Source organism: Gabonibacter massiliensis (assembly GCA_001487125.1).
Lineage (GTDB): Bacteria > Bacteroidota > Bacteroidia > Bacteroidales > Marinifilaceae > Gabonibacter > Gabonibacter massiliensis.
In genome coordinates, this window is record LN913013.1 from 1,641,249 (window position 1) to 1,665,515 (window position 24,267).

The 24,267-nt window shown below is 42.3% G+C and carries 19 protein-coding genes and 1 tRNA gene; 10 read left to right on the top strand and 10 right to left on the bottom strand.

Annotation, left to right across the window (positions count from 1 at the left end):
* Positions 1 to 22 precede the first annotated feature (22 nt).
* From BN3283_RS11195 to BN3283_RS11220, 6 genes are all read left to right on the top strand, one after another.
* Positions 23 to 1,123, top strand: a complete 1,101-nt coding sequence (locus BN3283_RS11195) for a CapA family protein (protein ID WP_059026689.1) — start codon at positions 23 to 25, stop codon at positions 1,121 to 1,123.
* Positions 1,124 to 1,163: 40 nt separating this feature from the next.
* Positions 1,164 to 1,541 carry a methylglyoxal synthase gene (locus tag BN3283_RS11200; protein ID WP_059026690.1) on the top strand — a complete coding sequence of 126 codons (378 nt, stop codon included), beginning with the start codon at positions 1,164 to 1,166 and terminating at the stop codon, positions 1,539 to 1,541.
* An 87-nt stretch (positions 1,542 to 1,628) separates the two neighbouring features.
* On the top strand, positions 1,629 to 2,051 hold the full coding sequence (locus BN3283_RS11205) for a DUF6769 family protein (RefSeq protein ID WP_059026691.1): 423 nt from the start codon (positions 1,629 to 1,631) through the stop codon (positions 2,049 to 2,051).
* A gap of 99 nt (positions 2,052 to 2,150) precedes the next feature.
* The gene (locus tag BN3283_RS11210; protein WP_059026692.1) at positions 2,151 to 3,338 is read left to right on the top strand and encodes an efflux RND transporter periplasmic adaptor subunit; all 1,188 of its coding nucleotides are present in this window, start codon (positions 2,151 to 2,153) and stop codon (positions 3,336 to 3,338) included.
* A gap of 43 nt (positions 3,339 to 3,381) precedes the next feature.
* A complete protein-coding gene (locus BN3283_RS11215; RefSeq protein WP_041502752.1) occupies positions 3,382 to 6,495 on the top strand; it encodes an efflux RND transporter permease subunit in 3,114 nt (1,037 codons plus the stop codon).
* A 9-nt stretch (positions 6,496 to 6,504) separates the two neighbouring features.
* Positions 6,505 to 7,695, top strand: coding sequence for a TolC family protein (locus tag BN3283_RS11220; protein ID WP_059026693.1), 1,191 nt, complete (start codon positions 6,505 to 6,507; stop codon positions 7,693 to 7,695).
* Between the two features lie 53 nt (positions 7,696 to 7,748).
* Here the strand turns inward: BN3283_RS11220 and BN3283_RS11225 are convergent, their stop codons facing one another.
* The 4 genes from BN3283_RS11225 to greA all read right to left on the bottom strand — a co-directional run bounded on the left by BN3283_RS11225 (position 7,749) and on the right by greA (position 9,839).
* Positions 7,749 to 8,384, bottom strand: coding sequence for an HAD family hydrolase (locus BN3283_RS11225; RefSeq protein ID WP_070807475.1), 636 nt, complete (start codon positions 8,382 to 8,384; stop codon positions 7,749 to 7,751).
* Positions 8,381 to 8,875 (bottom strand): PaaI family thioesterase, encoded by a 495-nt coding sequence (locus BN3283_RS11230; protein ID WP_041505509.1) that lies wholly within the window; start codon positions 8,873 to 8,875, stop codon positions 8,381 to 8,383. The genes BN3283_RS11225 and BN3283_RS11230 overlap by 4 nt, the downstream gene beginning before the upstream one ends.
* Positions 8,876 to 8,944: 69 nt before the next feature.
* Positions 8,945 to 9,343, bottom strand: a complete 399-nt coding sequence (locus BN3283_RS11235) for an HIT family protein (protein ID WP_041502748.1) — start codon at positions 9,341 to 9,343, stop codon at positions 8,945 to 8,947.
* A gap of 19 nt (positions 9,344 to 9,362) precedes the next feature.
* Entirely contained in the window at positions 9,363 to 9,839 is a 477-nt protein-coding gene (gene greA / locus BN3283_RS11240; protein ID WP_041502747.1) for a transcription elongation factor GreA, read from the bottom strand.
* Positions 9,840 to 10,139: 300 nt separating this feature from the next.
* Between greA and BN3283_RS11245 the strand changes: the two genes are divergently transcribed.
* Positions 10,140 to 10,553, top strand: a complete 414-nt coding sequence (locus tag BN3283_RS11245) for a hypothetical protein (RefSeq protein WP_059026694.1) — start codon at positions 10,140 to 10,142, stop codon at positions 10,551 to 10,553.
* Between the two features lie 12 nt (positions 10,554 to 10,565).
* On the opposite strand, the gene BN3283_RS11250 is transcribed toward BN3283_RS11245, so the two are convergent.
* Positions 10,566 to 11,303 carry a tRNA lysidine(34) synthetase gene (locus tag BN3283_RS11250; RefSeq protein WP_059026695.1) on the bottom strand — a complete coding sequence of 246 codons (738 nt, stop codon included), beginning with the start codon at positions 11,301 to 11,303 and terminating at the stop codon, positions 10,566 to 10,568.
* Positions 11,304 to 11,480: 177 nt separating this feature from the next.
* Between BN3283_RS11250 and BN3283_RS11255 the strand changes: the two genes are divergently transcribed.
* Positions 11,481 to 13,082 carry a YfcC family protein gene (locus BN3283_RS11255; RefSeq protein WP_059026696.1) on the top strand — a complete coding sequence of 534 codons (1,602 nt, stop codon included), beginning with the start codon at positions 11,481 to 11,483 and terminating at the stop codon, positions 13,080 to 13,082.
* A 54-nt stretch (positions 13,083 to 13,136) separates the two neighbouring features.
* On the opposite strand, the gene gcvP is transcribed toward BN3283_RS11255, so the two are convergent.
* The 4 genes from gcvP to gpmI all read right to left on the bottom strand — a co-directional run bounded on the left by gcvP (position 13,137) and on the right by gpmI (position 18,994).
* Positions 13,137 to 16,025, bottom strand: coding sequence for an aminomethyl-transferring glycine dehydrogenase (gene gcvP, locus BN3283_RS11260; protein WP_059026697.1), 2,889 nt, complete (start codon positions 16,023 to 16,025; stop codon positions 13,137 to 13,139).
* A 363-nt stretch (positions 16,026 to 16,388) separates the two neighbouring features.
* Positions 16,389 to 16,464 (bottom strand) — tRNA-His (locus BN3283_RS11265).
* A 65-nt stretch (positions 16,465 to 16,529) separates the two neighbouring features.
* Positions 16,530 to 17,117: a DUF3109 family protein gene (locus BN3283_RS11270; RefSeq protein ID WP_041502944.1), complete on the bottom strand. Its 588-nt coding sequence runs from the start codon at positions 17,115 to 17,117 to the stop codon at positions 16,530 to 16,532.
* Positions 17,118 to 17,473: 356 nt separating this feature from the next.
* Positions 17,474 to 18,994 carry a 2,3-bisphosphoglycerate-independent phosphoglycerate mutase gene (gene gpmI, locus BN3283_RS11275; protein ID WP_041505508.1) on the bottom strand — a complete coding sequence of 507 codons (1,521 nt, stop codon included), beginning with the start codon at positions 18,992 to 18,994 and terminating at the stop codon, positions 17,474 to 17,476.
* A gap of 221 nt (positions 18,995 to 19,215) precedes the next feature.
* On the opposite strand from gpmI, the gene BN3283_RS11280 reads away from it, so the two are divergent.
* Positions 19,216 to 19,551, top strand: a complete 336-nt coding sequence (locus BN3283_RS11280; protein WP_041502741.1) for a PadR family transcriptional regulator — start codon at positions 19,216 to 19,218, stop codon at positions 19,549 to 19,551.
* Positions 19,552 to 19,561: 10 nt separating this feature from the next.
* On the top strand, positions 19,562 to 20,992 hold the full coding sequence (locus BN3283_RS11285; RefSeq protein WP_059026698.1) for a PspC domain-containing protein: 1,431 nt from the start codon (positions 19,562 to 19,564) through the stop codon (positions 20,990 to 20,992).
* A 68-nt stretch (positions 20,993 to 21,060) separates the two neighbouring features.
* Here BN3283_RS11285 and BN3283_RS11290 read toward each other — a convergent pair whose 3' ends face one another.
* On the bottom strand, positions 21,061 to 24,267 hold the full coding sequence (locus BN3283_RS11290; protein ID WP_059026699.1) for a S41 family peptidase: 3,207 nt from the start codon (positions 24,265 to 24,267) through the stop codon (positions 21,061 to 21,063).

Consider the following 24,267-nt stretch of genomic DNA (forward strand, 5'->3'; position numbering starts at 1 on the left):
CAGTAATGACGGCCCTTTTTCCATGAAAGCATACGTTATTATATTTTTAGTCGGTCTGATGGCCTGCCGGGAAGCTACTCCTGTCAAACCGTTTGTTTTTCCGGAAGAAGAGAAGGTATCTCTACTCTTTTGCGGGGATATCATGCAGCACTTTCCACAGATTCTCAGTGCATACGATTCTGTCCGGAAAGAACACAATTACATGAATTCATTCAAATACATGGCCAATTACTGGCTCCAGACAGATTTTACAATTGCAAATCTGGAAACGACTCTTTCCGACAAAGGCTTCAGCGGCTATCCAAGATTTTGCTCTCCCTGGCAATTAGTGCGGGACATGCATAGATGCGGCATCACCACCTTTGTGACAGCCAACAATCATTGCTGTGACCAAGGCGAACAAGGCATAAAAAAGACCATCCATTATTTAGATTCTTTACACATCGAACACACGGGAACATTCTCGGATACGGCCAGTTATCAGGATCGTTTTCCCCTCTATCTCGAAAAAGGGAAATTTAAGATCGCTTTAATGAATTATACCTATGGAACCAACGGCTTACCCGTGCCTAAAGGATGCGTGGTTTCACTTATCGACACCAGTCGCATAAAACGACATATTCAAAAAGCCCGACAGGACTCAGCCAGTAACATCATCGTTTTCATGCATTGGGGATACGAATATCACTCAACTCCCAACGCCACTCAAAAAAAACTGAACGAATGGCTGCACCGGCAAGGTGTCGATATCGTTATCGGTTCTCACCCGCATGTCGTGCAACCCGCAGAATACGCGATAAACGGCAAAGACACGGTAGGCATTACCGTTTACTCGTTAGGCAATCTCATATCCAATCAACATTACCGTTATACGGATGGAGGCATATCGGTCCGATTAACGCTAACCAGAAAAGCGGACGGCCTTTTCAGTTACCGGATGAAATACCTTGGGCATTACTTGTATCGTCCCTATGAAAACGGAGCAAGAAAGTATTACATCGTCCCGGAACCTATGGCCGACTCCATTGTAAAAGGCAATTATTCCATTTCCAGCAAAAAATATTTTCTTCACTTGGATTCATTATTGAAACAGATCGAAAAAATAAAAGAACAAAATAGGTGATTTACCGTAACAAACAAGTCTAACACTATATAGATAAAACATGAAATTAGCAGTTATTGCCCATGATGGGAAAAAAGCGGAGATGGTAGCCTTCCTGAACAGGCATCTCGAATTTTTACATTCAGCAAACATTCATATCGTAGCCACGGGAACGACGGGAAAACACGTACAGGAAGCCGGACTTGATGTCGAGAGATTGCTTTCCGGTCCTCTTGGCGGCGACGCCCAAATAGCAGCCCTCGTGGCAGAACATAACGTACAAATGGTTTTCTTTTTTCGAGATCCATTGGATAAACACCCGCATGAACCTGATGTCCAAATGCTAATGCGGGTATGTGACGTCCATGATGTTCCCCTTGCCACGAATCCTGCCTCCGCCGAATTGATGCTGAAAGGATTCGAAGCGATCAACAAATAAAATTGTTAACATTTTCCTAAAGCATTCTCATCGTTTGCAAATTATAGATCAGAACGTTATATTTGCAAAGATCAGAATTCGTATATCATGAAAAAACGGCGTGTAGCATTTATTCCACTCATCGTAGCGAACATTATCATGCTACTTTACATGGCCATTCCCCACCACCATCACGGGGAGATGATATGCTTTATCCAAACGCATTGTACCCAACAAGAAAAAACCGGGAACTGCGGACATATTCACAACTCGAATTCTTGCGACAAAGAATGTGAGGTCCGATCATTATTTCAATTGGATATTATAAAACAACATCAAACAGATTGCAATTGTTGTTCGCATTTTACTCCGGATATCTTATTCCTTCCGCCGTTTCTTTTAACCGAAATGCTTGATGACTTTCATGACGACCGCATCTCTCGAAAATACATCATTCCATTTCAGGAACGACTCTATCCCCTATTCGTCAATTCAACCCTTGCCGGACGAGCACCTCCCGTTATGGTATAACGGAAATTTGCGTGTATTCACGGAATCCGTATTTCTCAGCATTTTTAATTCATATCAATCCTTTACTGTAAGGAGTTTATATCATTTTATCTAATTAATATGAGAAATATATCTATTTTATTACTTTTGCTCGCTATCTTATTTACGGCATGTCAGAATCAGAACTCTGAAAAACAAGAAACGATATCCGCCCAGCAGGCGGAGCACAATCACGATGAAAATACATCCTGTGATAAGGAGACTCCGAAAAACACGGAGCATAACGAAGATGAAATCATCTTCACAAAAGCACAGGCCGCCAAAACTAATTTTGAAGTTCAGGAAATTCATCCCAAAACCTTTCACCAAATAGTAAAAACAACCGGTCAAATATTACCGGCTCCGGGGGACGAAGCCATAATCGTAGCCACAAGTAACGGAGTAGTCTCTTATAATTCGCAACAGTTATTGGAAGGAAGCAGCGTAAAAAAAGGAGAGACATTATTCCACATCTCTTCCCGCAACATGGCCGAAGGGGATTATTACAGCAAATTGAAAATTGCCTACGAAACGGCAAGAAACAATTACGAACGGGCAAAATCCCTTATCGACGACAAAATCATTTCCCAAAAGGAATACGAGACATTGCAAATGGAATATAAAAATGCTAAGATCGCATTCGATGCCATCGCTGTTAATAAAACGGCCAAGGGTGTCGGGATAACGGCTCCCATCAACGGCTACGTGAAAAACATACTCATTCGGGAAGGGGAATACGTTACCGTAGGACAACCCATAGCAACATTATCTCAAAACAAACGTTTAGTACTCAGGGCGGAGGTTTCCGAAAAATACTATAATGCACTTAAAAATATCAGTAGTGCCAATTTTCAGACTTCCTACGATAATAAAATATACTCCTTGAAAGAATTAAACGGACGATTGCTCTCTTATGGAAAAACATCCGATAAGGACTCTTTCTATGTGCCTATCTCTTTTGAATTCGATAACAAGGGAGAGATTATTCCCGGTTCTTTCGTGGAAGTATTTCTTATCTCCTCTCCTATCGCCAATGCATTGACAGTACCCGTGTCCGCCTTGACAAACGAGATGGGAATATTTTATATTTATATTCAATTGGATGAGGAAGGATACCGTAAGCAGGAAGTAACCTTAGGGGCCAATAACGGTAAAGAGGTTCAGGTTATAAGAGGAATAAAAACCGGAGACAAAGTAGTGACTCAAGGAGCCTATCAAGTAAAGATGGCCGCCAATTCAGGTATAATCCCCCATGGACATACCCACTGACATACAACATCGTATCAAATACTCAGATTTATAGACTATATTTATGTTAAATAAGATCATACAGTATGCTCTTCATAATCGTCTAATCGTTATGATTGCAGCCGTAGGCTTGCTCTTATGGGGTTCCTACACGGCAAAAAACATGGAAGTAGATGTATTTCCGGACTTAAACGCTCCAACAGTGGTCGTCATGACAGAGGCTACCGGAATGGCTCCGGAAGAGGTGGAACGTATCGTTACCTTTCCAATAGAAACCGCGGTAAACGGGGCAACGGACGTACGAAGGGTACGTTCCTCTTCCACCACCGGATTTTCCGTGGTATGGGTAGAATTCGAGTGGGGAACCAATATCTACACCGCCCGGCAAATCGTTTCGGAAAAATTAGCCACTTTAGGAGAGACCTTACCGGATAACGTCGGACAACCGACCTTAGGACCGCAATCTTCCATACTGGGAGAAATGATGATCCTCGGTCTTACAGCCGATAGCACCACGTTACAGGATTTGCGAACAATAGCAGATTGGACAATTCGTCCCAGACTCCTATCTACCGGAGGCGTTGCACAAGTTACCGTCATTGGCGGCGATATAAAAGAATACCAGATTCTGCTTCACCCTGCCCGGATGAAATATTACAATATCACCATGGAAGAGTTACTACCCGTGGTACAAGAGATGAATCAAAACTCCACGGGAGGTATTCTTTATGAATACGGAAACGAATACATCGTTCAGGGACTTCTCTCAACCAACAATTTGGAGGATATAGGGAAAGCCGTAGTAAAGACAATCAACAATCGTCCTATTCTTTTAAGCGACATCGCCGATATCCGGATCGGAGCAAAAACTCCGAAATTAGGATTAGCTTCCGAAAAAGGAAAACCTGCCGTACTGTTGACCGTAACGAAACAACCCAACACCAATACGCTGGAATTAACCGACAAGGTGGATCTGGCTCTCAGCGAACTACAAAAAACATTACCTGCCGACGTAAACATATCCTCGGATATTTTCCGGCAATCCCGTTTTATCGAAAGTTCTATTTCAAACATTCAGAAAGCCTTGTTCGAAGGCTCCGTTTTTGTCATTGTCGTACTTTTTTTCTTTTTGATGAATATCAGGACGACCGTTATTTCATTAGTAGCCCTTCCGCTTTCCCTACTTGTGGCTATTCTTGTCTTACACGCGTTAGGACTCACGATAAACACCATGAGTTTAGGAGGACTTGCTATCGCCATCGGTTCATTAGTGGATGACGCCATCGTAGACGTTGAGAACGTGTACAAACGACTACGAGAAAATCAATCGAAACCGGCGGAGGAACGCCTCTCATCCTTAAAGATCGTATTCGAAGCCTCGAAAGAAGTACGAATGCCCATTTTAAATTCTACGTTAATCATCGTGGCCTGTTTTCTTCCGCTGTTCTTCCTCTCAGGTATGGAAGGACGTATGCTCATTCCATTGGGAATTGCTTTTATCGTGGCCTTATTTGCTTCTACCGTAGTAGCTTTAACCCTTACACCCGTATTATGTAGCTATTTACTGACAACTCCCCAAGCTCTAAAGAAAAACGAACGGGAACCGATCGTAGCCAGAGCCCTTAAAACAGTCTATAAAAAAGCTCTCGAGTGGACTCTTAAACACAAAAAATTAGTCGTTGGTTCCAGTATAACTCTACTGATTTTCACCATTATCGTCATAGCTCATTTGGGAAGAAGTTTCCTCCCCTCTTTTAACGAGGGCTCTTTAACAATAAACATTAGCGGGATGCCGGGAATATCTTTAGAAGAGTCTGACAACATCGGGAAAATAGCGGAAAATGTTTTATTAAATATTCCGGAAATCCAAACCGTTGCCCGCAAAACCGGCCGGGCAGAATTAGACGAACACGCTTTAGGGGTAAATGTATCGGAAATAGAGGCTCCTTTCCTATTGGATAAACGCAGTCGCAATGAGTTTTTAGCAGATGTACGTCATCAACTAAACGAGTTGAAAGGAGTGAATGTTGAAATCGGTCAACCCATCTCTCACCGAATCGACGCCATGTTATCCGGAACAAAAGCCAACATAGCGATCAAACTGTTCGGGGATGACCTGAATAGATTGTTTGCAATCGGCAGTCAAATCAAAAATGCCATTGAAAAAGTAGAAGGGATTGCCGATTTATCATTGGAACAACAGGTAGAACGACCCCAATTACAAATCAAACCGAAACGCGATATGCTTGCCAAGCAAGGAATCACCTTGCCGCAATTTTCCGAATTCATCAATATCGCCCTTTCCGGAAAGGTAGTTTCTCAAGTATACGAAGGGGGGAAAGTTTTTGATCTTACCATAAAAGTAGACGATAAAAACAGGAAAAATAGGGAAGAAATAGGGGAACTGATGATAGACGCCAACGGCAAAAAAATACCGTTACATTACGTGGCAGAAATCATTCCTTTCGTGGGACCGAACACGATCAGCCGAGAAAACGTCCAACGTAAAATCGTTATTTCCGCCAATGTTGCAGAACGCGATTTGAACGGAGTCGTGAAAGATATCCAGAAAACGGTAAAAGAACAAATTTCCCTACCGGAAGGGTATCACGTGGAATACGGGGGACAATTCGAAAGCGAACAAGCAGCTTCCCGGACCTTATTCATCACCTCTTTGATCTCCATCCTGATCATTCTGCTCCTTCTATTCAATGAATTTCATAGCCTTCCCCTGTCGGGAATCATCATGATCAATCTACCATTAGCTATTATCGGAGGAGTCATCAGCATATGGCTGACATCGGGAATCATCAGTATTCCCGCGATTATCGGGTTTATTTCGTTGTTCGGTATCGCCACTCGAAACGGAATATTGTTAGTATCACACTACAACTATTTACAAGCACAAGGTTATTCTTTATATGACAGTATTATTCACGGTTCCCTCGACCGACTGAATCCCATATTAATGACCGCTTTAACCTCTGCGTTAGCTTTAATCCCTTTAGCCGTGGGCGGCGATCTTCCCGGCAACGAAATCCAAAGTCCCATGGCCCAGGTGATATTGGGCGGTTTGTTAAGTTCAACCCTATTAAACGGATTCGTTGTCCCCATCATGTATCTTCTATTGAAGCATAAAGAAAAAAAACAGGAAAACCTTGAATCAAACAATATATAAATAATACACATGAGAAATTATTATCTATCGTTAATCATAACCGGTCTGGCAATGCTAACAACCGGAGTCCACGCCCAAAATTCCATTCACCGGGTTTTGAAAGAGATTGAAGGAAATAATAAAACCCTTCAGGCAAAAGAAAAATTGACGGACGCCCAGAAATTAGAAACCCAAACGGGTAAATACCTGGAAAACCCTACCGCCGAATTCGAGAAAATGTGGGGGAATCGCAATAATCCCGAATCGGAATACTCTTTTACCTTCAAACAAGCTCTCGATTTCCCTTCGGTATACGGACAAAAAAACAAGTTAGCCGAATTGAAATCGACTACTCTCGATTACCAATTGGCAGCTTACCGGCAACAACTACTTTTAACAGCAAAACAAACCTGTATCGAAATCATCTATCTCAGGAAGCAAAAGGAAGTGCTCGACAAACGATTGAAGAATGCCGAACAACTTGCAACTATTTATCAACGAAGAGTTGAAAGCGGAGACGCGAACCAATTAGAGATAAACAAAATTCAACTTGAATTGCTTGCAGCACGCAATCAAAGCCGTCTCAATGCGGCGGCTCTCTCCACGGCAGAACTACAACTATACAATTTAAACGGAAATATTCCCATAGAATTCAATGACTTCGAGTATCCGGAAACCGTTGTAATTCTTGACTTGGATGCCATTTACAGAGCTTATCTCGCTATGGATCCGAATATGAAGAATCTTATAGGGGAACAGGAAGTTGCCAATCAGGAAGTGAAGGTCAGCCGATCACTGACTTTACCCAAATTCGACTTAGGCTACAAACGCAACGCTTCCGGTAACAATGTTTCCGCCAACGGTTTTGTTATCGGCATCTCTATCCCGTTGTTTGAAAATAAGAATACGGTAAAGAGAGCCAAGGCGCAGGCCGCATTTGTCACCACGACCATTGAAGAGAGTCGTCTTAATCTTCGTTCTTCACTGCAACAACTATACGAACAAGCGGTAACGTTGCAAACCTCACGCAACGAATACGCCGCCTTATTAAAACATCAACGTAACGTGGAGCTTTTGAATAAAGCACTTCAAGCCGGTCAACTTTCCATCGTCGACTACTTTACGGAATTAACGACCCTATACGACAGCCTGCAAAGCTTCCTTGATGTCGAACGGGATTACTACAATCTATTGGCACAATTATATCAATACGAACTATGATTATATTCAGCGATTAAGTGATTCCGTGATTGAAAAATCACTTAATCGCTGAATCACTCAATCTCTTTAATTATCTCCTCCATGCAAAGAAGGACAGGGGCAACTTCTCGCAAACGCCGCTCGCTATTATGTCCTCCGACGTACAAACGGACATCAAATCCCAAAGCATTCGCAACCTCGGCATCATGCAAAGTATCCCCTATCATCAAAGTTTCCCGAGGAACAATGGAATACGAGGAAACCATTTTTTCTCCCATAGCTGTTTTCCCCCCGGCATATATGTTGTCGGAACCGCATATTCCGTCAAAGTAATTCCGGATCTGAAAACGTTCCAACATCTCCTCTAACAAATTCTCCTGCAATGCCGATAATATATATTGTCGAATTCCTTGACCCCGTATTGCAGAGAGAACCGGAACGATACCCGCCGTTAATTCGACACCATGACTTAAACTCCCGTATACATCCACAAATTCTTGAGAAACAGCGTCCCAATCGTCTCTATCGAAATCATACCCTAAAGACTCATAAAATCCTTTCACCGGGAAGCCAAACAGATCCCGATAACGCTCCTCGGTTATTTTTTTAAAATTTTTTCCGGCTAACATCCGATTTAAAGTCTCCACGCTAATCCGGATATCATCCAGCAATGTCCCATTCCAATCCCAAACAATATTTTTATATCTCATCTCTCTTCATTTTCTTTATAAAAAGCCTCTATGCCTGTCCATCCCAAACGTTTCGCCGCAACCTCCTCAGGAAATACGCGATAGACCACATCCGCCTCACTTCCCAGTTGTCCATCGGCGTTGAATAACTCCACATGCATTTTAACCAAACGGCTCCCTTGTTCTACTATTTTAGAACGTAGCAGTAACTCACCCCTATCCGTGTACACGGTATTACGGTATTTTACGTTCATCTCGATCGTAACCCCCGCACTCTTTACCTTCGCAAACACATTCCAACAAGCAATCTCATCCATCAGCGTAGCCTGTATCCCGCCATGCAAAACATTGAAAAAACCCTGAAATTCAGGACGAGGCATCCACTGACAGGTGATATAATCACCTTCCTCGTAAAATTCACACCGCAAACCGTACTCGTTCGCAGAAGCACAACCGAAACAATAATATCCCTCGTGCACTTCATAAGCATTATATAACTTCTTTCTTTCCATACTTTAAAAAAGAGGCTCGCTAAATAATTTAGGAGCCTCCTTAAATCTTATAAAGATTTCATTTACCGTTTAATTTTTAAAATGACGACGAATTAACTCCGCACAAGCTTCCATCTCTTCTTTTGAATATTGTTTTTTCGGATTTGCAAAATTCAATTCATTCCCTTCCTTCAAAGGGACCAAATGAATATGAGCATGAGGTACATCCAATCCCAACACCGCGACTCCGACCCGTTTACACGGGACACACTCCCGGATGGCCTTAGCGACTTTTTTGGCAAATACCATCAATCCGGCTAACTCTTTATCCGTCAAGTCAAAAATATAATCTTCTTCTCTTTTAGGAACTACCAAAGTATGTCCCTTTTGCAAGGGTGCAATATCCAAAAAAGCATAATAATGCTCATCTTCAGCCACCTTATAGGAAGGGATCTCTCCTTGCACAATTTTAGTAAATAAGGAAGACATAAGCCAAATCCGATCTTAGTTAAATAGAAATATCCATAACCTCAAATTCCATCAATCCGGCCGGAACCTGGACCTCCACCTTATCGCCCAGCTTTTTACCGATTAATGCTTTCGCTATCGGCGTTGTAATGGATAATTTCCCAGCCTTAAAATCCGCTTCGCTTTCGGACACCAAAGTATAAGTCATCGTGGCATTCGTTTTCGTATTGCGAATTGTCACTTTATTCAATATTTGTACTTTAGAGGTGTCGATCTGGGATTCATCAATAATCCGGCAATTCGAAACAATATCTTGCAACTGAGCGATTTTTGCCTCCAATAAACCTTGGGCATCTTTTGCCGCATCGTATTCGGCATTCTCGGAGATATCACCTTTTTCGATTGCCTCACCTATGGCTTTAGAAATCTTGGGCCGTTCTACATTTTGCAGATTATCCAATTCATCCTGCAGCTTTTTCAGGCCCTCTTTTGTAATATAAGATACCTTTTTCGTCATAATTATATGGTTTTATTAATTACTATATAAAAAAAAATAAATGACACTTATCCTCCAATAAGTGCCTTTATCTAAAAAAGAATTCCATTTCTCCGGAATCCTCACCTCCTGCCTACAAATTTAAAACCTTTTTTTTTATAAACCAAACTTTCCATTAAAAAGTTATACTTTTCTTCTATATGTCGATTACTTGGCCTCCGTATCGAACAAAAAAAGACGGTGTACAAAAAGAAGCCGAGACATATATGGTAAATTGGCGTTTATTTTCTTAATTTGCAGGTCAATTCAAAAAACGAACAAATGGAGAAACACGTGTTGGAAACAATTAAGACCGAATATCAAGACAATGACGATCTGATCCAACTTTATGAAGATTGGGGAGATTCCCCCTATTTACAAGAAATATTTCATATTTTAGACGAACAAAATCCGGAATGGGTAAAAGAAAAAGAACTGGGAAGTTGGGCTGCCGAGTTTATTTTAGATATATTACTCGAACATGCGGATGAATTGGAAAAGTTATCTCCTCGGGAACGAACGGATATGTTTCGGGAAGAGATTGAAGAACGCTACGCCGATTTCCATAGTTGCCGTCGGTTCGCATACATCAACAACCTTTCCATTCGATTTGAAGAAGATCAGGCAACCGATTGCGAAGATATAGACGAATATATCTACGTAAACGGAGAGAAGATAGGATTTCCCCGTTTTTAACGATTCTCTCTTTCAAGGTAAATACTCCGTTTGAATATTTCGCATTGCCGCAAAAAGATTATTTCGCACATGAGGGGATAAGGTCTCTAATTGATTTATAATCTTTCCGACCGCATCTCTGTTCGTTGCTTTCTCGAAAGGGCAGTATTTTTTCTGTTGTTTGAATTGCCGGAGCGTCGCGTATTTTAATGTTTCGGCATTACCAAGATAAATCAAAGGACGAATGATCATAAAGGTATGTCCGAACATCTCCAGACGAGCAGGCATACTACTGATTGTTCCGTTAAATATCATACTCATTAACAGGCTCTCTACCGCATCATCCCGATGATGTCCCAATGCCAACTTGCCACAATGTTGTTCCTTGGCAATATCGAAAAGCATTTTCCGGCGATGCCAGGAACAAACAAAACAAGCCGGTTTTTTAGGGTTTTGCTCCATATCGACCCGGATCGTCCGATGGATGTACGCCACGCCCAAACGTTCACAAAAGGATCTCAAATATTCATTGTCTACCTCGTACTCCACGTTCTCCACATCGATATGGGCCGCCACGACCGTATAATGTTGTTTGGGATCTTTCGCCCTCAAGGCTAAAACTTCGAGCAAGGCCAAGGAATCTTTTCCCCCCGATACCCCGACCAAAATACGATCCTCATCCGCAATCAAATCATAATCATATATCGCTTTTCCCACTTTACGGAAAAAATCACGCATAAATACCTTGTCTTGTTTTTCTTCTGTTACCATTCTTCATTTCATTTTTCCCGTCCGATCATCCTCCATCTGCTCCAGTCATCTTCCATCAACCACTCGTACCTCTATTTCCTATCCTCATCTGCATGCAAATTTAAGAATTCTAATAAACATCCTATTTCACTCTCGTAATTATTTGTAAATTTGGCCACTCAATCTAATATCAAACCTATGCTGAAAAAAGTTCCCCATACTTATACTATTGTATTTTCAATTATTATCATCTGCGCCGTTTTAACTTGGATCATTCCGGGAGGCGAGTATGCCAGAGAAACCGTCGATGTCAACGGGATAGAACGCACGGTAATTAAAAGCGATTCTTTCCATGAAGTAACTAAAACACCTCAAACCTGGGAAATATTTTCGGCATTGTTCAACGGATTTGAAAAACAAGCCGGCATTATTGCTTTTATTTTAATCATCGGAGGAGCTTTCTGGATCATGAATAACAGCCGGGCCATAGACGTGGGTATTTTCTCTTTCTTACACTTTACCGCCAGTTTAGAACATTATTCATTTTTAAAAAAGATCGGAATTAATAATATCATCATGACAATGATCATGTTATTATTCAGTAGTTTCGGGGCCATTTTCGGAATGAGTGAAGAGACCCTTGCCTTCATCGTTATCATCATTCCTTTGGCCATCTCCATGGGATACGATTCCATTACCGGTTTATGTTTGGTATATGTAGCGGCCCACGTCGGATTTGCAGGAGCGATTCTAAATCCATTCACCATCGGTATTGCCCAGGGATTATCCGACTTGCCTCTATTCTCCGGTTTTGAATACAGATTACTTTGTTGGGTTATTCTAAATATCGTACTTATCGCTTTTGTCCTCCGCTACGCGGCAAAAGTAAAGGCCTGTCCCGCATCTTCGATCGTGTATGAAATAGATACCAATTATTGGCGCCGTACAGAGATAAAAAACGACGAAAAAATTGAATACTCATCCACAAAATCCGGCTGGTTCGTCTATTTTTTTATCTTGACCAGTCTCATTATTTTCTCGTTCAATTATCCGACAAGCACATTGAGTATCGGAGAACATACAAGTCTCACAACCTGTATCGTTCCTATTCTCACGATATTGTTCGCGATTTCCGGCTTTTTCGGAATCCGGAAATCATACCATTTCTTAATTCTCACCATCCTCGGTTTTACCATTATCTTCCTGATTATCGGTGTCATGGGCTATGGCTGGTATCTTCCCGAAATTTCCGGTCTGTTTTTAGCCATGGGTATATTTTCCGGATTTGCCGCGGGTAAGAGTGCAGACAGCATCGTAAAATTATTTATCGAGGGTGTCAAAGATATATTGTCTGCAGCCCTGATCGTGGGATTAGCAGGAGGCATTATCATCATCTTACAGGAAGGACATATCATCGATCCTATTTTACACGCTCTGGCTACTTTAATGAGTGAGGTCGGGAAAGTGGCTGCCGTCGGAATCATGTATATCATTCAGACTTTTATCAACATCATTATCCCATCAGGTTCCGCGAAAGCCGCTTTAACCATGCCCATTATGGCTCCCTTCTCCGATGTTATCGGCCTCTCGCGACAAGCCACGGTAATGGCTTTCCAATTCGGAGACGGTTTCACAAATATGATTACTCCGACTTCCGGTGTACTGATAGGAGCCTTGGGTATCGCCCGTATCCCTTACGATAAATGGATTACATTTTTCTGGAAGTTTTTAATACTACTCATTCTTATGGGCTTTATCCTCCTGATTCCGACAGCCACCATACCATTAAACGGATTTTAAAATCATAAAAAAAGCTGCGTAAGTAACGCAGCTTTTTTTTATCATAGAACCAGCTTATTTCTGATCGGCATAAGCATCAATCGGATCACAAGTACACATCAGGTTACGATCGCCGTAACCATCGTCTACACGACCCACCTGGGGCCAAAATTTATTTTCAGCCACCCAAGCTAACGGGTAAGCGGCCTTACTGCGCGGATAGGAGTGGTTCCACTCGTCAGCAGTCAAGACCTTATGCGTATGAGGAGCATTTTTCAACACGTTGTCCGTCTTATCGGCCTTTCCTTCCCCCACTTCAAGCATCTCCTCGCGAATGGTTTTCAGAGCTTCGATAAAACGATCCAGTTCCTCTTTCGGTTCACTTTCCGTCGGTTCAACCATCAAGGTTCCATGAACCGGGAATGACAACGTCGGAGCATGGAAACCAAAGTCCATCAAGCGTTTGGCTATATCCAATTCGGATATTCCATACTCTTTGTTAAACATATTGCAATCCCATATCATCTCGTGTCCAACACGTCCCCGCTTGCCTTTAAACAAGATCTTAAAGCCCAACTTCTCGAAAGAAGAAGCCAAATAGTTGGCATTCAATATAGCCATCTCCGTAACCATCTTTAATCCCTTACCGCCTAACATCAACAAATAACCGTACGTTACAGGCAACATTCCCACGGAACCGTACGGAGCAGCAGCCACCGCATGGATTCCATGTTCACCTCCGGTCTTCACCATAGTGTGAGTCGGTAAAAATTCTACCAGATGAGGTGCGACACAAATCGGTCCGACACCAGGACCGCCGCCGCCATGAGGCATTGCAAAAGTTTTATGCAAATTCAAATGACAAGCATCTGCACCGATAGTACCCGGACTCGTTAAACCGCATTGTCCATTCATATTGGCACCATCCATAAATACCTGTCCTCCATTTTCGTGTATGATTTGGCATAATTCTTTAATGGACTCTTCAAAAATTCCATGAGTAGAAGGATAGGTAATCATCGCTCCAATTAGATTATCCCGATTCTCAATCGCTTTCTGACGGAAATCTTCCACATCGATATTACCTTCCGGATCCGTTGCCGTCACGATAATCTTAAACCCGGCCATTGAGCTGGAAGCAGGATTCGTTCCATGAGCGGAAGCAGGAATCAAAATAACATTCCGGTGTCCCTCTCCGCGAGAAATATGATACTGACGAATAACCATCAAAGCCGTGTACTCTCCGGCAGCTCCGGAATTAGGCATTAAACTGCAACCGGCAAACCCGGTCACCTTACATAACATCTCTTCCGTTTCACGGATCATCTGCTGATAACCTTCAACCTGTGAAAGCGGAGCAAACGGATGCACTCCACCTATTTCCGGCCAGGTAATCGGCAACATCTCCACGGCCGCATTCAACTTCATGGTACAAGAACCCAATGAAATCATAGAGGTGGCTAATGAAATATCCCGACGTTCCAAGTTTTTCATATAACGCATCATTCCGGTTTCAGAATGATAAATATTGAATACGGATTGTTGCAAGAACTCATCCTCGCGCAACATGGAAGGTTCAAGAATCGTGCGGTCGTCAAGGAATTCAACCCGCTCCGCCACCTTACCGGCAGCTTTGGCAAAAATTCCGATAATCGTATTGATCTCCTCTTCGTTGATTTTTTCATCGGTAGATAAACCGACAACCTTACCGCAGCCGCAATTGCAATAAAAAAGATTGATCTCTTTTTCCGATGCCGCATCCCTAACGTTTTCCTGACAAACGCCTTCCGGTAACTCGAAACGTAACGTATCAAAGAATTTATTATGCTTCAGTTTATAACCGTATTTTTGAATCTCCGTAGCCAGAATAACAGCGGCGGAATGTATATGACGAGCAATCCGCACTAAACCTTCCGGTCCGTGATAAGCTGCATAAAAACCAGCCATCGTTGCATTTAACGCCTTGGCAGTACAGATATTCGAAGAAGCCTTTTCTCGCTTAATATGTTGTTCGCGGGTTTGTAAAGCCAACCGAAGAGCCTTGTTTCCCTGAGCGTCTATCGTCACTCCGATGATTCGGCCCACGATATTACGTTTATACTCTTCCTTGGTCGCCATATAAGCAGCATGAGGACCTCCGTACGCCATCGGAATACCGAAACGTTGAGTAGTTCCTACCACGACATCCGCTCCCCATTGTCCCGGAGGGGTCAACAATACCAAACTCATCAAATCCGCCACGACGGACAATAAAGCCCCGTTGGCATGTACCCGGTCGGCAAACGCCTTATAATCGCGAACCTCACCGTCAGCAGCAGGATATTGAATGATAGCACCGAAAACGTCCGGAGTAAATTCAAATGTATCGTAATCCCCATACACCAATTCGATGCCTTGCGGAACGGAACGGGTCACCAATACATCCTTCGTTTGAGGGAATATCTTGTTATCGACAAATAATTTATTGGCTCCAGCTTTCTTCATCTCTTTACTTCTCAAACCAAACATCATGGTCATAGACTCGGCAGCAGCAGTAGCCTCATCCAACAAAGAGCAATTGGAAAGCTCCATACCGGTTAATTCCACTATCATCGTCTGGAAATTTAACAAAGCCTCCAAACGTCCTTGTGAAACTTCCGCCTGATAAGGAGTATAAGAAGTATACCAAGCCGGATTCTCCAGAATATTACGCTGAATCACAGCCGGGGTAATCGTATCATAGTATCCTTGCCCGATAAAGGTACGATATAATTTATTTTTAGACGCAACCTTCCTCATCCGCGCAAAAAACTCGGATTCCGTTAAAGGAGAAGGTAAATCCAACTCTTTCTTCAATCGAATGGATTCTGGAACAGTTTGATCGATTAGTTCATCAAGAGATTTGACACCGACTACCTTCAGCATATCCTCGATATCCTCAGGACGTGGTCCGACGTGCCTCCACAAAAATTTTTCTGTAGCCATTTATTTTACTCTGATTATTAATAGTTTATATTCAATTCACTCGTTTCGTCAACGATTGTGTAAAAGTAACTAAAATTCTATTGGAGACAAAATATCTCTCGATATTTAATGGAAACAGACAATGATAGCACACGGAAAGGGATACGACAGCTTATCGTAGCTGTAGATTATCAGATAAAAGGATTGGGTGATTAAGGGATCGGGTGATTGAAACGATAGATGATTGTAGATTGTAGATTGTAGATTTTAAATTGTAAATTAAATAAATCTAAAATCTACATTGCCTGGAAGGGATTGGGAAAATCGAATTGAACTCCGTATTAAATACAAAAAAAACGGTTAAAATCAACCGTTTTTATAGGTGGGTGGAAGATGGGGCTCGAACCCACGACCTTCGGAACCACAATCCGACGCTCTAACCGACTGAGCTACATCCACCATTTTGCTTTTGCGCTGCAAAGATAAAATAACTTTTTTTCTCTACAAAGAAAAGCATCTAAATTTTCAAAGCTTAAACTTGATTTTCCCCCGTTTTATCTCGTTTGCCACATAGCATAACTGTTCGTACCACTCCGTTCCATACTTCTCAATCAAAGCATCTTTTAGAAAAATGTAAAGAGGAATACCTTTTTTTTCTCCCTTTATTTTCGCCCCCGCACAAATCTTCCATTCATCGTAATTAACTGCTTGATACGAGGGGTATCTGGTGATCCTAACCGGATACAAATGACAGGAAATAGGTTTGCGAAAAGTACTTTTCCCTTCCGTCCAGGCTTTTTCAATAGCACACCAACAACTTCCGTTTTCTTCAATAGCATAGGCACACTCCCCTCCATGAATCAAAGGCGTACCCAAATCGCCTTCCACATCAATAACAGCCCATCCCTGTTCTTCTACAGCCTGTATCCCCTCCGGTTTCATGTATAATTTAATGTTCTCGTAATTCTCCCGTATGTATTTCTCCTCTTCTTCTTCCAAAGGTGCCCCGGCATCGCCTTCAACACAACAAATACCTTTGCAAACCGATAAATCACAACAAAACTCTTTTTTGATCACGTCCAAGCTGACAATCGTATCCCCTATCTGTATCATGTAACTGAAAATTGAAATAAAACGGGCAAATTTAGTCATTTCTCATTACCCGACAATTTCCCGACCAATAAATCCATACGCCAAACCCGCAATTACAGATTAGCGAAACCGGATCATTAAATTGAATCACTTCATTGTAAATTCCAGATCGAATTTATAATTTACGATTGAGTCTTGATATTACCTCCTCTAAATCGACCATCATATTAATCCCCTATTCATTGTAAATTTTAGATTTGTTTAATTTACAATTTAAAATCTACAATCATCTATCGTTTCAATCACCCAATCCTTATATCTCAGAATCCTTTTATCTGATCATTCACAACTAAATAACACATCCTCCCCGGGGATATTCAGACCAACAATGGTTTTCCTGTCATTTCCGGCGGGATAGGTAATCCCATAATAGTTAAAACCGTCGGAGCGACATCGGCTAAAACTCCATCCCGGAGATGATCACATTTAGAATCCGTCACCCAAATACATGGAACCGGATTCAGAGAATGGGCCGTATTGGGAGATCCGTCTTCATTCACCGCATTGTCCGCATTTCCATGATCGGCAATGATCAATACATCGTACCCGTTTTCCCGAGCGGCCGCCACCGTCTTTCCGACGCATTCGTCAACCGTTGCAACAGCTTTCTGAATAGCTTCATAAACACCCGTATGCCCTACCATATCCCCGTTAGCGTAATTCAAACAAATAAAATCCGCCTCCTTTCGTTTCAACTCTTCCACTATTTTTTCAGTCACGGTCGGGGCCGACATTTCCGGTTGCAAATCATAAGTAGCAACCTTGGGAGAAGGGACCAGTATCCGTTTTTCTCCGGCAAAGGGCTCCTCGCGTCCCCCGTTCAAAAAGAAGGTAACATGGGCATATTTTTCAGTTTCAGCAATACGCAACTGTTTCAAACCTAAAGATGCGACATACTCCCCAATGGTATTCACCACGTTCTCTTTATCAAAAAGAATATGCAATCCCTGAAACTTAGCATCGTAAGGAGTCATACAACAATAATACAAAGGAATGGTTTTCATCCCGAAATCAGGCTTGTCTTCCTGTGTCAACACAACCGTCAATTCTTTAGCCCGGTCATTTCGGAAATTAAAAAAGATAACCATATCTCCTTCCCGAATAGTCCCTATCGGATTCCCGTTTTCATCTACCCTGACAATCGGTTTTATAAACTCATCCGTTACCCCTCCCTCATAGGATTCCTGTACCGCAGCAATGGCATCCGTTGCCGGTGTTCCCTTACCTCTTACCAAAAGATCGTAAGCCTCACGAATCCGTTCCCAACGAGAATCCCGATCCATAGCGTAATAACGACCGATCACGGAAGCTATCTTTCCGGTAGATTCAGCCATTTGTGCCTCCAGAAGTTGCAAAAATTCCTTTCCGCTACGAGGATCCGTATCCCTGCCGTCCATAAAACAATGCACGAAAGTATCTTCAATACCGTATTCCTTTGACAGCTCACAAAGGGCAAATACATGATCCAAAGAACTATGCACACCGCCCTGGGAAGCCAACCCCATAAAATGAACCCGTTTACCGTTTTCTTTAGCATAGGTGAAAGCTTTTACAATTTCCGGATTTCGAGCAATGGAATGATCCCGGCAAGCCCGGTTAATTTTCACCAAATCCTGATATACTACCCGACCGGCTCCAATATTCAAATGTCCCACTTCCGAATTTCCCATTTGTCCGTCCGGCAACCCGACATTCTCACCGCTGGTATACAACAAAGAGCGGGGATTATTATTGGCCAAAGCCGTAATACAAGGAGTCGGGGTACTCCCTATTGCATCCGAATGATCATGTTTACCGATTCCCCAACCATCCAAAATCATCAATAATACCTTTTTCATATCTATTTTTTTATCGTTTCCTTATTTTTTCGATGCAAAGTTAATCTTTATTATGAAGTTTAATTCACTCTATTCAAGTAAAATCCACGGAAACGTTTGCCTCTTGTCCGAGAGATGAATTCATGCTTAAAAAAATATTTTTTATTTTTATAGTACCATGTATTGCATAATACTATTTTTTATTTATATCTTTGCCATACACAAAAACAAATACGCAGGACATGAACATTGAAAACACACAAGCTCAAATGCGAAAAGGAATCCTGGAGTATTGCATTTTGTTGATTATCTCACAAAAAGACGTATACGTCCCTGATATTATCAACAAATTAAAAGAGTCCAGGATGATCGTTGTCGAGGGAACAATCTATCCCTTATTGACAAGGTTAAAAAACACAGGCCTCCTATCCTATCGATGGGAAGAATCTTTGCAAGGGCCTCCTCGGAAATATTATAGCATTACCGAATCAGGACGTCTTTTTTTAAAAGAGCTGGAAAACTCTTGGGAAGAGTTAACCTCTGCTGTAAATCATATTAAAGAAAATCACAACGCTTAATCCTATTACCATGAAAAAAACATACACCATAAATCTGAGCGGAAAGGTTTTTCATATCGATGAAGATGCTTTTGAAAAACTTCAGGATTACCTCAATACACTTAAGAATCATTACATAAAGGAAGAAGACGGGACCGAAATCATGTATGATATCGAAAGCCGCATTGCCGAACTTTTCATGCAATATCAAAAAGAAAACTTCCGGGAATCCATCGTTTTGGAAGACGTCGAGAAAGCAATCACGACCATGGGGAAACCGGCTGATATCATAGACGACGAGGAAGAAGCAGAAGAATCCAAAGGGAAACCCACACATAAACTGTACCGGGATCCGGATCACATGGTATTGGGGGGTGTCGCCTCGGGTTTGGCTTCCTATTGGGGAATTTCCATGATACTTATACGTATCTGCTTTATCCTTTTTTCACTATACTACGGCATTTTCATTTTAGTATATATCGTACTCTGGACAGTTATTCCCAAAGCCAAGAACTCCAGAGAAAAATTAGAAATGAAAGGTAAAAATATCAACATCCCCAACATCGAACGTTCGGTAAAAGAAGAGTATCAGGAAATAAAAATATCTCCGATACATCGGTTTTTCAGAAGGATAGGAGAGCTCATAGGTAGATTTTTCGGCGGGATAGGGAAAGCCATCGCTTTTCTCTTCGGTTTATCCGTTCTCTTATTCGGTATCGTATCGCTCTTTACATTCATATCGATACTATTTTTACCCAACTTAATGCCGTGGGCGGAAGCGTACGAAGAAGCCATCTGCATGGTTTCTCCTTTTCATCTTTCCATCCTTAAAATCTGCTTTTTCTTCCTAACCGTCATACCCTGTTTATTCATCATTTTTCTGGCACTTAAAATATTGATCTCTTTTGAAAGTAACAATAGAACTATTCTGTTGCCGGCCGGAGTAATATGGTTAGTCTGTTTATTTCTACTGCTCATTGTCGGATTATCGGAAGCACAGAATTATACGCAACGAACAATAAGGACCCACACCTCAACGCTTCTCAGTCCGTTATCGAATAAAATCGTCATAGATCTCAAGGATCGCTACAATACAGGTTACAATACTAATAGATATCGATCAATTTTTAGAGTCCGAGATAAAAAAGCATCCTTTTTGGTTTCTCCTGTTAAATTTTCCATCTACGCGTCAAAAAACGTCGAGGAACCCCAAATATCTTTCAATCGGAGTACCAATGCCTCGGACTATCTTAACGCGGAAGATAAAGGTATCCAAATCAACTGGGAGCTGAAGAACGATACCTTACGAATGGATAATTATTTCAAAATCGAAGGCCCGTGGAGGGGACAAGAGCTGGATATCAGAATTCTCCTACCCAGCCATTACAAAATAGAATTTACGGAAAACGTACCCAGGGATCTAAAATTTTATTATCTCGAAGGCCAGATAAAAGAATACTGATAATTGGTTTTTAGTTAAATACTTCTCTATTGATTGACGAAAAGGGCGTTGCAGCGCCCTTTTCTTATTCATTTCCGACCGATCTCTCCCAACAACTCCTCCACAGCTTTTTCCAGTTGTTCATCCTTCCCCGAAACGACCTTTTCCGGAGAGTTAGCCACCTTCACATCCGGCTCCAACTGTTTGTTCTCCAAATAAGAACCGTCTGCCAGACGATATCCGACAATAGGGATACCGAAAACCAACGTCGGATCTTGTAAGCGCTCCCAGGAAACGCTTGTCATAGTACCCGGAACAGGCATCCCGACTAACTTCCCTATATTTTTATATTTATAGACCCAAGGGGTTCCGTGAGCATTCGAATAATTCGCTTCGCCTATAATCATAACGGATGGTTTGTTCCAACGACGACTGGGCATATCACAGGCTTCCCGTCCCCTGACAACCTGAGTAAAATACTTTTCTCCGCTAAACAACACCTCGATGTCTTCGTGTAAACGTCCTCCGCCATTGAAACGAGTATCAATAACAATTCCTTCCCGATCATTGTATTTCCCCAATATATCGGAATAAATCGAACGGAAACTCGGATCGCTCATGCTTGCGATATGCACATAGCCCAACCGGCCTCCGGAAAGACGATCGACCTCCGCGGCTCTCTGTTTAACCCAACGTCTGTATAACAGCTGCCGCATACTGCTTTTAGAGATCGGTTTGATGACCTCTTCCCAACGCTCTTGCGATTCCGGATTATAGAAAGAGAATAACGTTTTCTCACCTCTCTTTTTATTTAACATAGGAAAATAGTCCATCCCGATTTCGATTTTTTGTCCGTCAATCTTTTCCAAAACGTCTCCGGCCCGTACTTTCGACCGGGCGTTATCGAAAGGTCCCTTTTCCAATATTTCCGTAACGATCAAACCCGGCCGACGCTCGTTCCATTCAAACAACAACCCCGTCTCGGCAGTTTCGTCTCCTCTCTCTTCCGGATAAAAACGACCGCCAGTATGAGACACATTCAATTCACCGAGCAGTTCACTCAACAACTCCGAGAAATCATGGTTATTGTTGATATACGGTAAAAATTTTTCATAATCCTTCGTCACGGCCGGCCAATCCACCCCATGCATATCTTTATCATAGAATCGCTTAGCCTCCTGCCGACGCACCCGGTCAAACATATAAGCCCTCTCGGCCACTCTATCCAATTCCATCATGGCCCTATACACGACAGGTGTTTGCTTATCGGACTGCAGATTAATCTTCTGCATATTCCGACTACCTAATAAAAAGAGATTGTTACCCGATTTATCCAGCACTAAAGAACCCCAGTTCCCGTTCAATTTATGTATCAGACGAGTATTTTTACTACGCAGATTCATCTCCCACAAACCAAGGCCGCCCTCAAAGGAAGCCAGATAATACAGCTTCTCCCCTTCCCGGCTCAAAACGGCATCACCCAATTCGGAAGAGCTCGGAGTCAATCGTACGATCCGATCTTCTATTCCTTTCAACTCCACGACAATCGCTTTCCGTTGTTGTTTCTCCGATTTTTCCTCTCCTTTATAAGCCGACTTCTCCTCTTGCTTCAGCAACTCGTAATCCTCTTTACTCAACCTAAACCTATCGTAGGCATCCTGATTTAAAAAAACGATCATCACGTCTTCCAAAGAGCCCCACGAAGCATGATTCCTCATCCCGTAGCGTTCACTCGAAAACAGTATCGCATTTCCATCCAACACCCACCGGGGATTACCATTCGAATAGCCGCTACGGGTCAAATTGATAATTTGCCCTCCTCCATCCGCACGAACGATCCCGATATCCCCATAAGGATCATGTTTGTTTCCAATAAATTCCAAGGCGAACCATTTACCATCCGGAGACCATTTATAAGTGAAACCGTCTCCTGTTCGATAATGCATACTTCCATCGGTAATTTGCCGAACTTTCTTATTTTGCAGATTGACTACCATTAATTTATTACGGTCCTCTATAAAAGCCAACTCTTTACCGTCCGGAGAAAATTGAGGGGCAAAACGCTCCACGGAAGAGGCGGGTAATACGGCTTCTTCATCGATCAACGTGGCATTCGGAAAATTAATCTCCTCTTTTCGGGCCATCTTTGCCGTATAGATATTCCAATTTCCATTGCGTTCGCTCGCGTAAGCCAATGTCCGGTTATCGGGAGCAAAACTCAACCATTTCTCCTGTTCCGGAGTCTCGGTAACCTGCTTTGTCGTCACGTAATCCGTAGATGTAACGAACACCTCCCCGCGTAAAATCAAAGCAATCTGCTTACCGTCAGGTGAAACTTCGGCATCCGTCGCACCCGAAGTAAAAAGAAGCTCTTCTCTGTCATCAATGGCCTGATCTCCGCGAATTTCAACTGCAACCTTTTTAGGATTAGACATTTCGTCTTTTATATAAATTTCTCCGTCATACCCAAAACATAAACGTCCGGTATTGGCAATACTCAAAAAACGCACGGGACGATTCTTAAACGAAGTGACGGGCTCGACCCGATCCGGAACGGTCAGGTTAAACGAATAGATATTGAAAGAACCTCCGCGTTCACTTAAAAAGTAAACTTTCTCGTCTCCCGGGGCGAAAACAGGATTTCGATCCTCTCCCTGCCAACCGACCAGGTTCGTGTGTTTCTTACTTTTTATATCATAGAGATAAATATCCCGAGTGACCGAAGAGGTATGATGTTTACGCCACTCATTCTCTCCACCCTTCTTGTCATGATACAGAAACTGTTTACCCGATTTGGAAAAACAAATGCTTTCCGCAGGCGTTCCCAACACCTGTCGGGGCCTTCCTCCATTGACAGAAACCGCATAAAGTTCCGTTAAAGCCGGGGAAGGGAACAAAGCGCTTTCAGCCGGATCCTGTATCTGAGCCCCATAAACAATTTCTTTTCCATCAGGAGTAAAAGCATACGGAATCTCCTTACCCGAATAAGTGGTTAACCGTTTAGGAGTTCCTCCCTCTGCAAGCATAATGAATATATCCAGATTCCCGTAACGATCACTCGCGAAAGCGATGTATTTACCGTCAGGAGACCAGATCGGATAAGTTTCATACCCGGGATTCGTCGTTAATTGCTCAGCTCGCCCTCCATCTGCAGAAACTTTATAAATATCTCCCTTATAACTGAATACAATTTGTTTACCATCCGGAGAGATACTCGGATAGCGCATCCAAAGGGGACCCGCCGATAACACTCCCCAAATAAAAAATAAAACAAGTGTCAAATACAATTTACTCAT

Excerpts from the sequence above, each read along its gene's own strand:
- BN3283_RS11195 (WP_059026689.1), top strand. The coding sequence starts at position 23 with ATGAAAGCATACGTTATTATATTTTTAGTCGGTCTGATGGCCTGCCGG.
- BN3283_RS11200 (WP_059026690.1), top strand. The coding sequence starts at position 1,164 with ATGAAATTAGCAGTTATTGCCCATGATGGGAAAAAAGCGGAGATGGTA.
- BN3283_RS11205 (WP_059026691.1), top strand. The coding sequence starts at position 1,629 with ATGAAAAAACGGCGTGTAGCATTTATTCCACTCATCGTAGCGAACATT.
- BN3283_RS11210 (WP_059026692.1), top strand. The coding sequence starts at position 2,151 with ATGAGAAATATATCTATTTTATTACTTTTGCTCGCTATCTTATTTACG.
- BN3283_RS11215 (WP_041502752.1), top strand. The coding sequence starts at position 3,382 with ATGTTAAATAAGATCATACAGTATGCTCTTCATAATCGTCTAATCGTT.
- BN3283_RS11220 (WP_059026693.1), top strand. The coding sequence starts at position 6,505 with ATGAGAAATTATTATCTATCGTTAATCATAACCGGTCTGGCAATGCTA.
- BN3283_RS11225 (WP_070807475.1), bottom strand. The coding sequence starts at position 8,384 with ATGAGATATAAAAATATTGTTTGGGATTGGAATGGGACATTGCTGGAT.
- BN3283_RS11230 (WP_041505509.1), bottom strand. The coding sequence starts at position 8,875 with ATGGAAAGAAAGAAGTTATATAATGCTTATGAAGTGCACGAGGGATAT.
- BN3283_RS11235 (WP_041502748.1), bottom strand. The coding sequence starts at position 9,343 with ATGTCTTCCTTATTTACTAAAATTGTGCAAGGAGAGATCCCTTCCTAT.
- greA (WP_041502747.1), bottom strand. The coding sequence starts at position 9,839 with ATGACGAAAAAGGTATCTTATATTACAAAAGAGGGCCTGAAAAAGCTG.
- BN3283_RS11245 (WP_059026694.1), top strand. The coding sequence starts at position 10,140 with ATGGAGAAACACGTGTTGGAAACAATTAAGACCGAATATCAAGACAAT.
- BN3283_RS11250 (WP_059026695.1), bottom strand. The coding sequence starts at position 11,303 with ATGGTAACAGAAGAAAAACAAGACAAGGTATTTATGCGTGATTTTTTC.
- BN3283_RS11255 (WP_059026696.1), top strand. The coding sequence starts at position 11,481 with ATGCTGAAAAAAGTTCCCCATACTTATACTATTGTATTTTCAATTATT.
- gcvP (WP_059026697.1), bottom strand. The coding sequence starts at position 16,025 with ATGGCTACAGAAAAATTTTTGTGGAGGCACGTCGGACCACGTCCTGAG.
- BN3283_RS11270 (WP_041502944.1), bottom strand. The coding sequence starts at position 17,117 with ATGATACAGATAGGGGATACGATTGTCAGCTTGGACGTGATCAAAAAA.
- gpmI (WP_041505508.1), bottom strand. The coding sequence starts at position 18,994 with ATGAAAAAGGTATTATTGATGATTTTGGATGGTTGGGGAATCGGTAAA.
- BN3283_RS11280 (WP_041502741.1), top strand. The coding sequence starts at position 19,216 with ATGAACATTGAAAACACACAAGCTCAAATGCGAAAAGGAATCCTGGAG.
- BN3283_RS11285 (WP_059026698.1), top strand. The coding sequence starts at position 19,562 with ATGAAAAAAACATACACCATAAATCTGAGCGGAAAGGTTTTTCATATC.
- BN3283_RS11290 (WP_059026699.1), bottom strand. The coding sequence starts at position 24,267 with ATGAGTAAATTGTATTTGACACTTGTTTTATTTTTTATTTGGGGAGTG.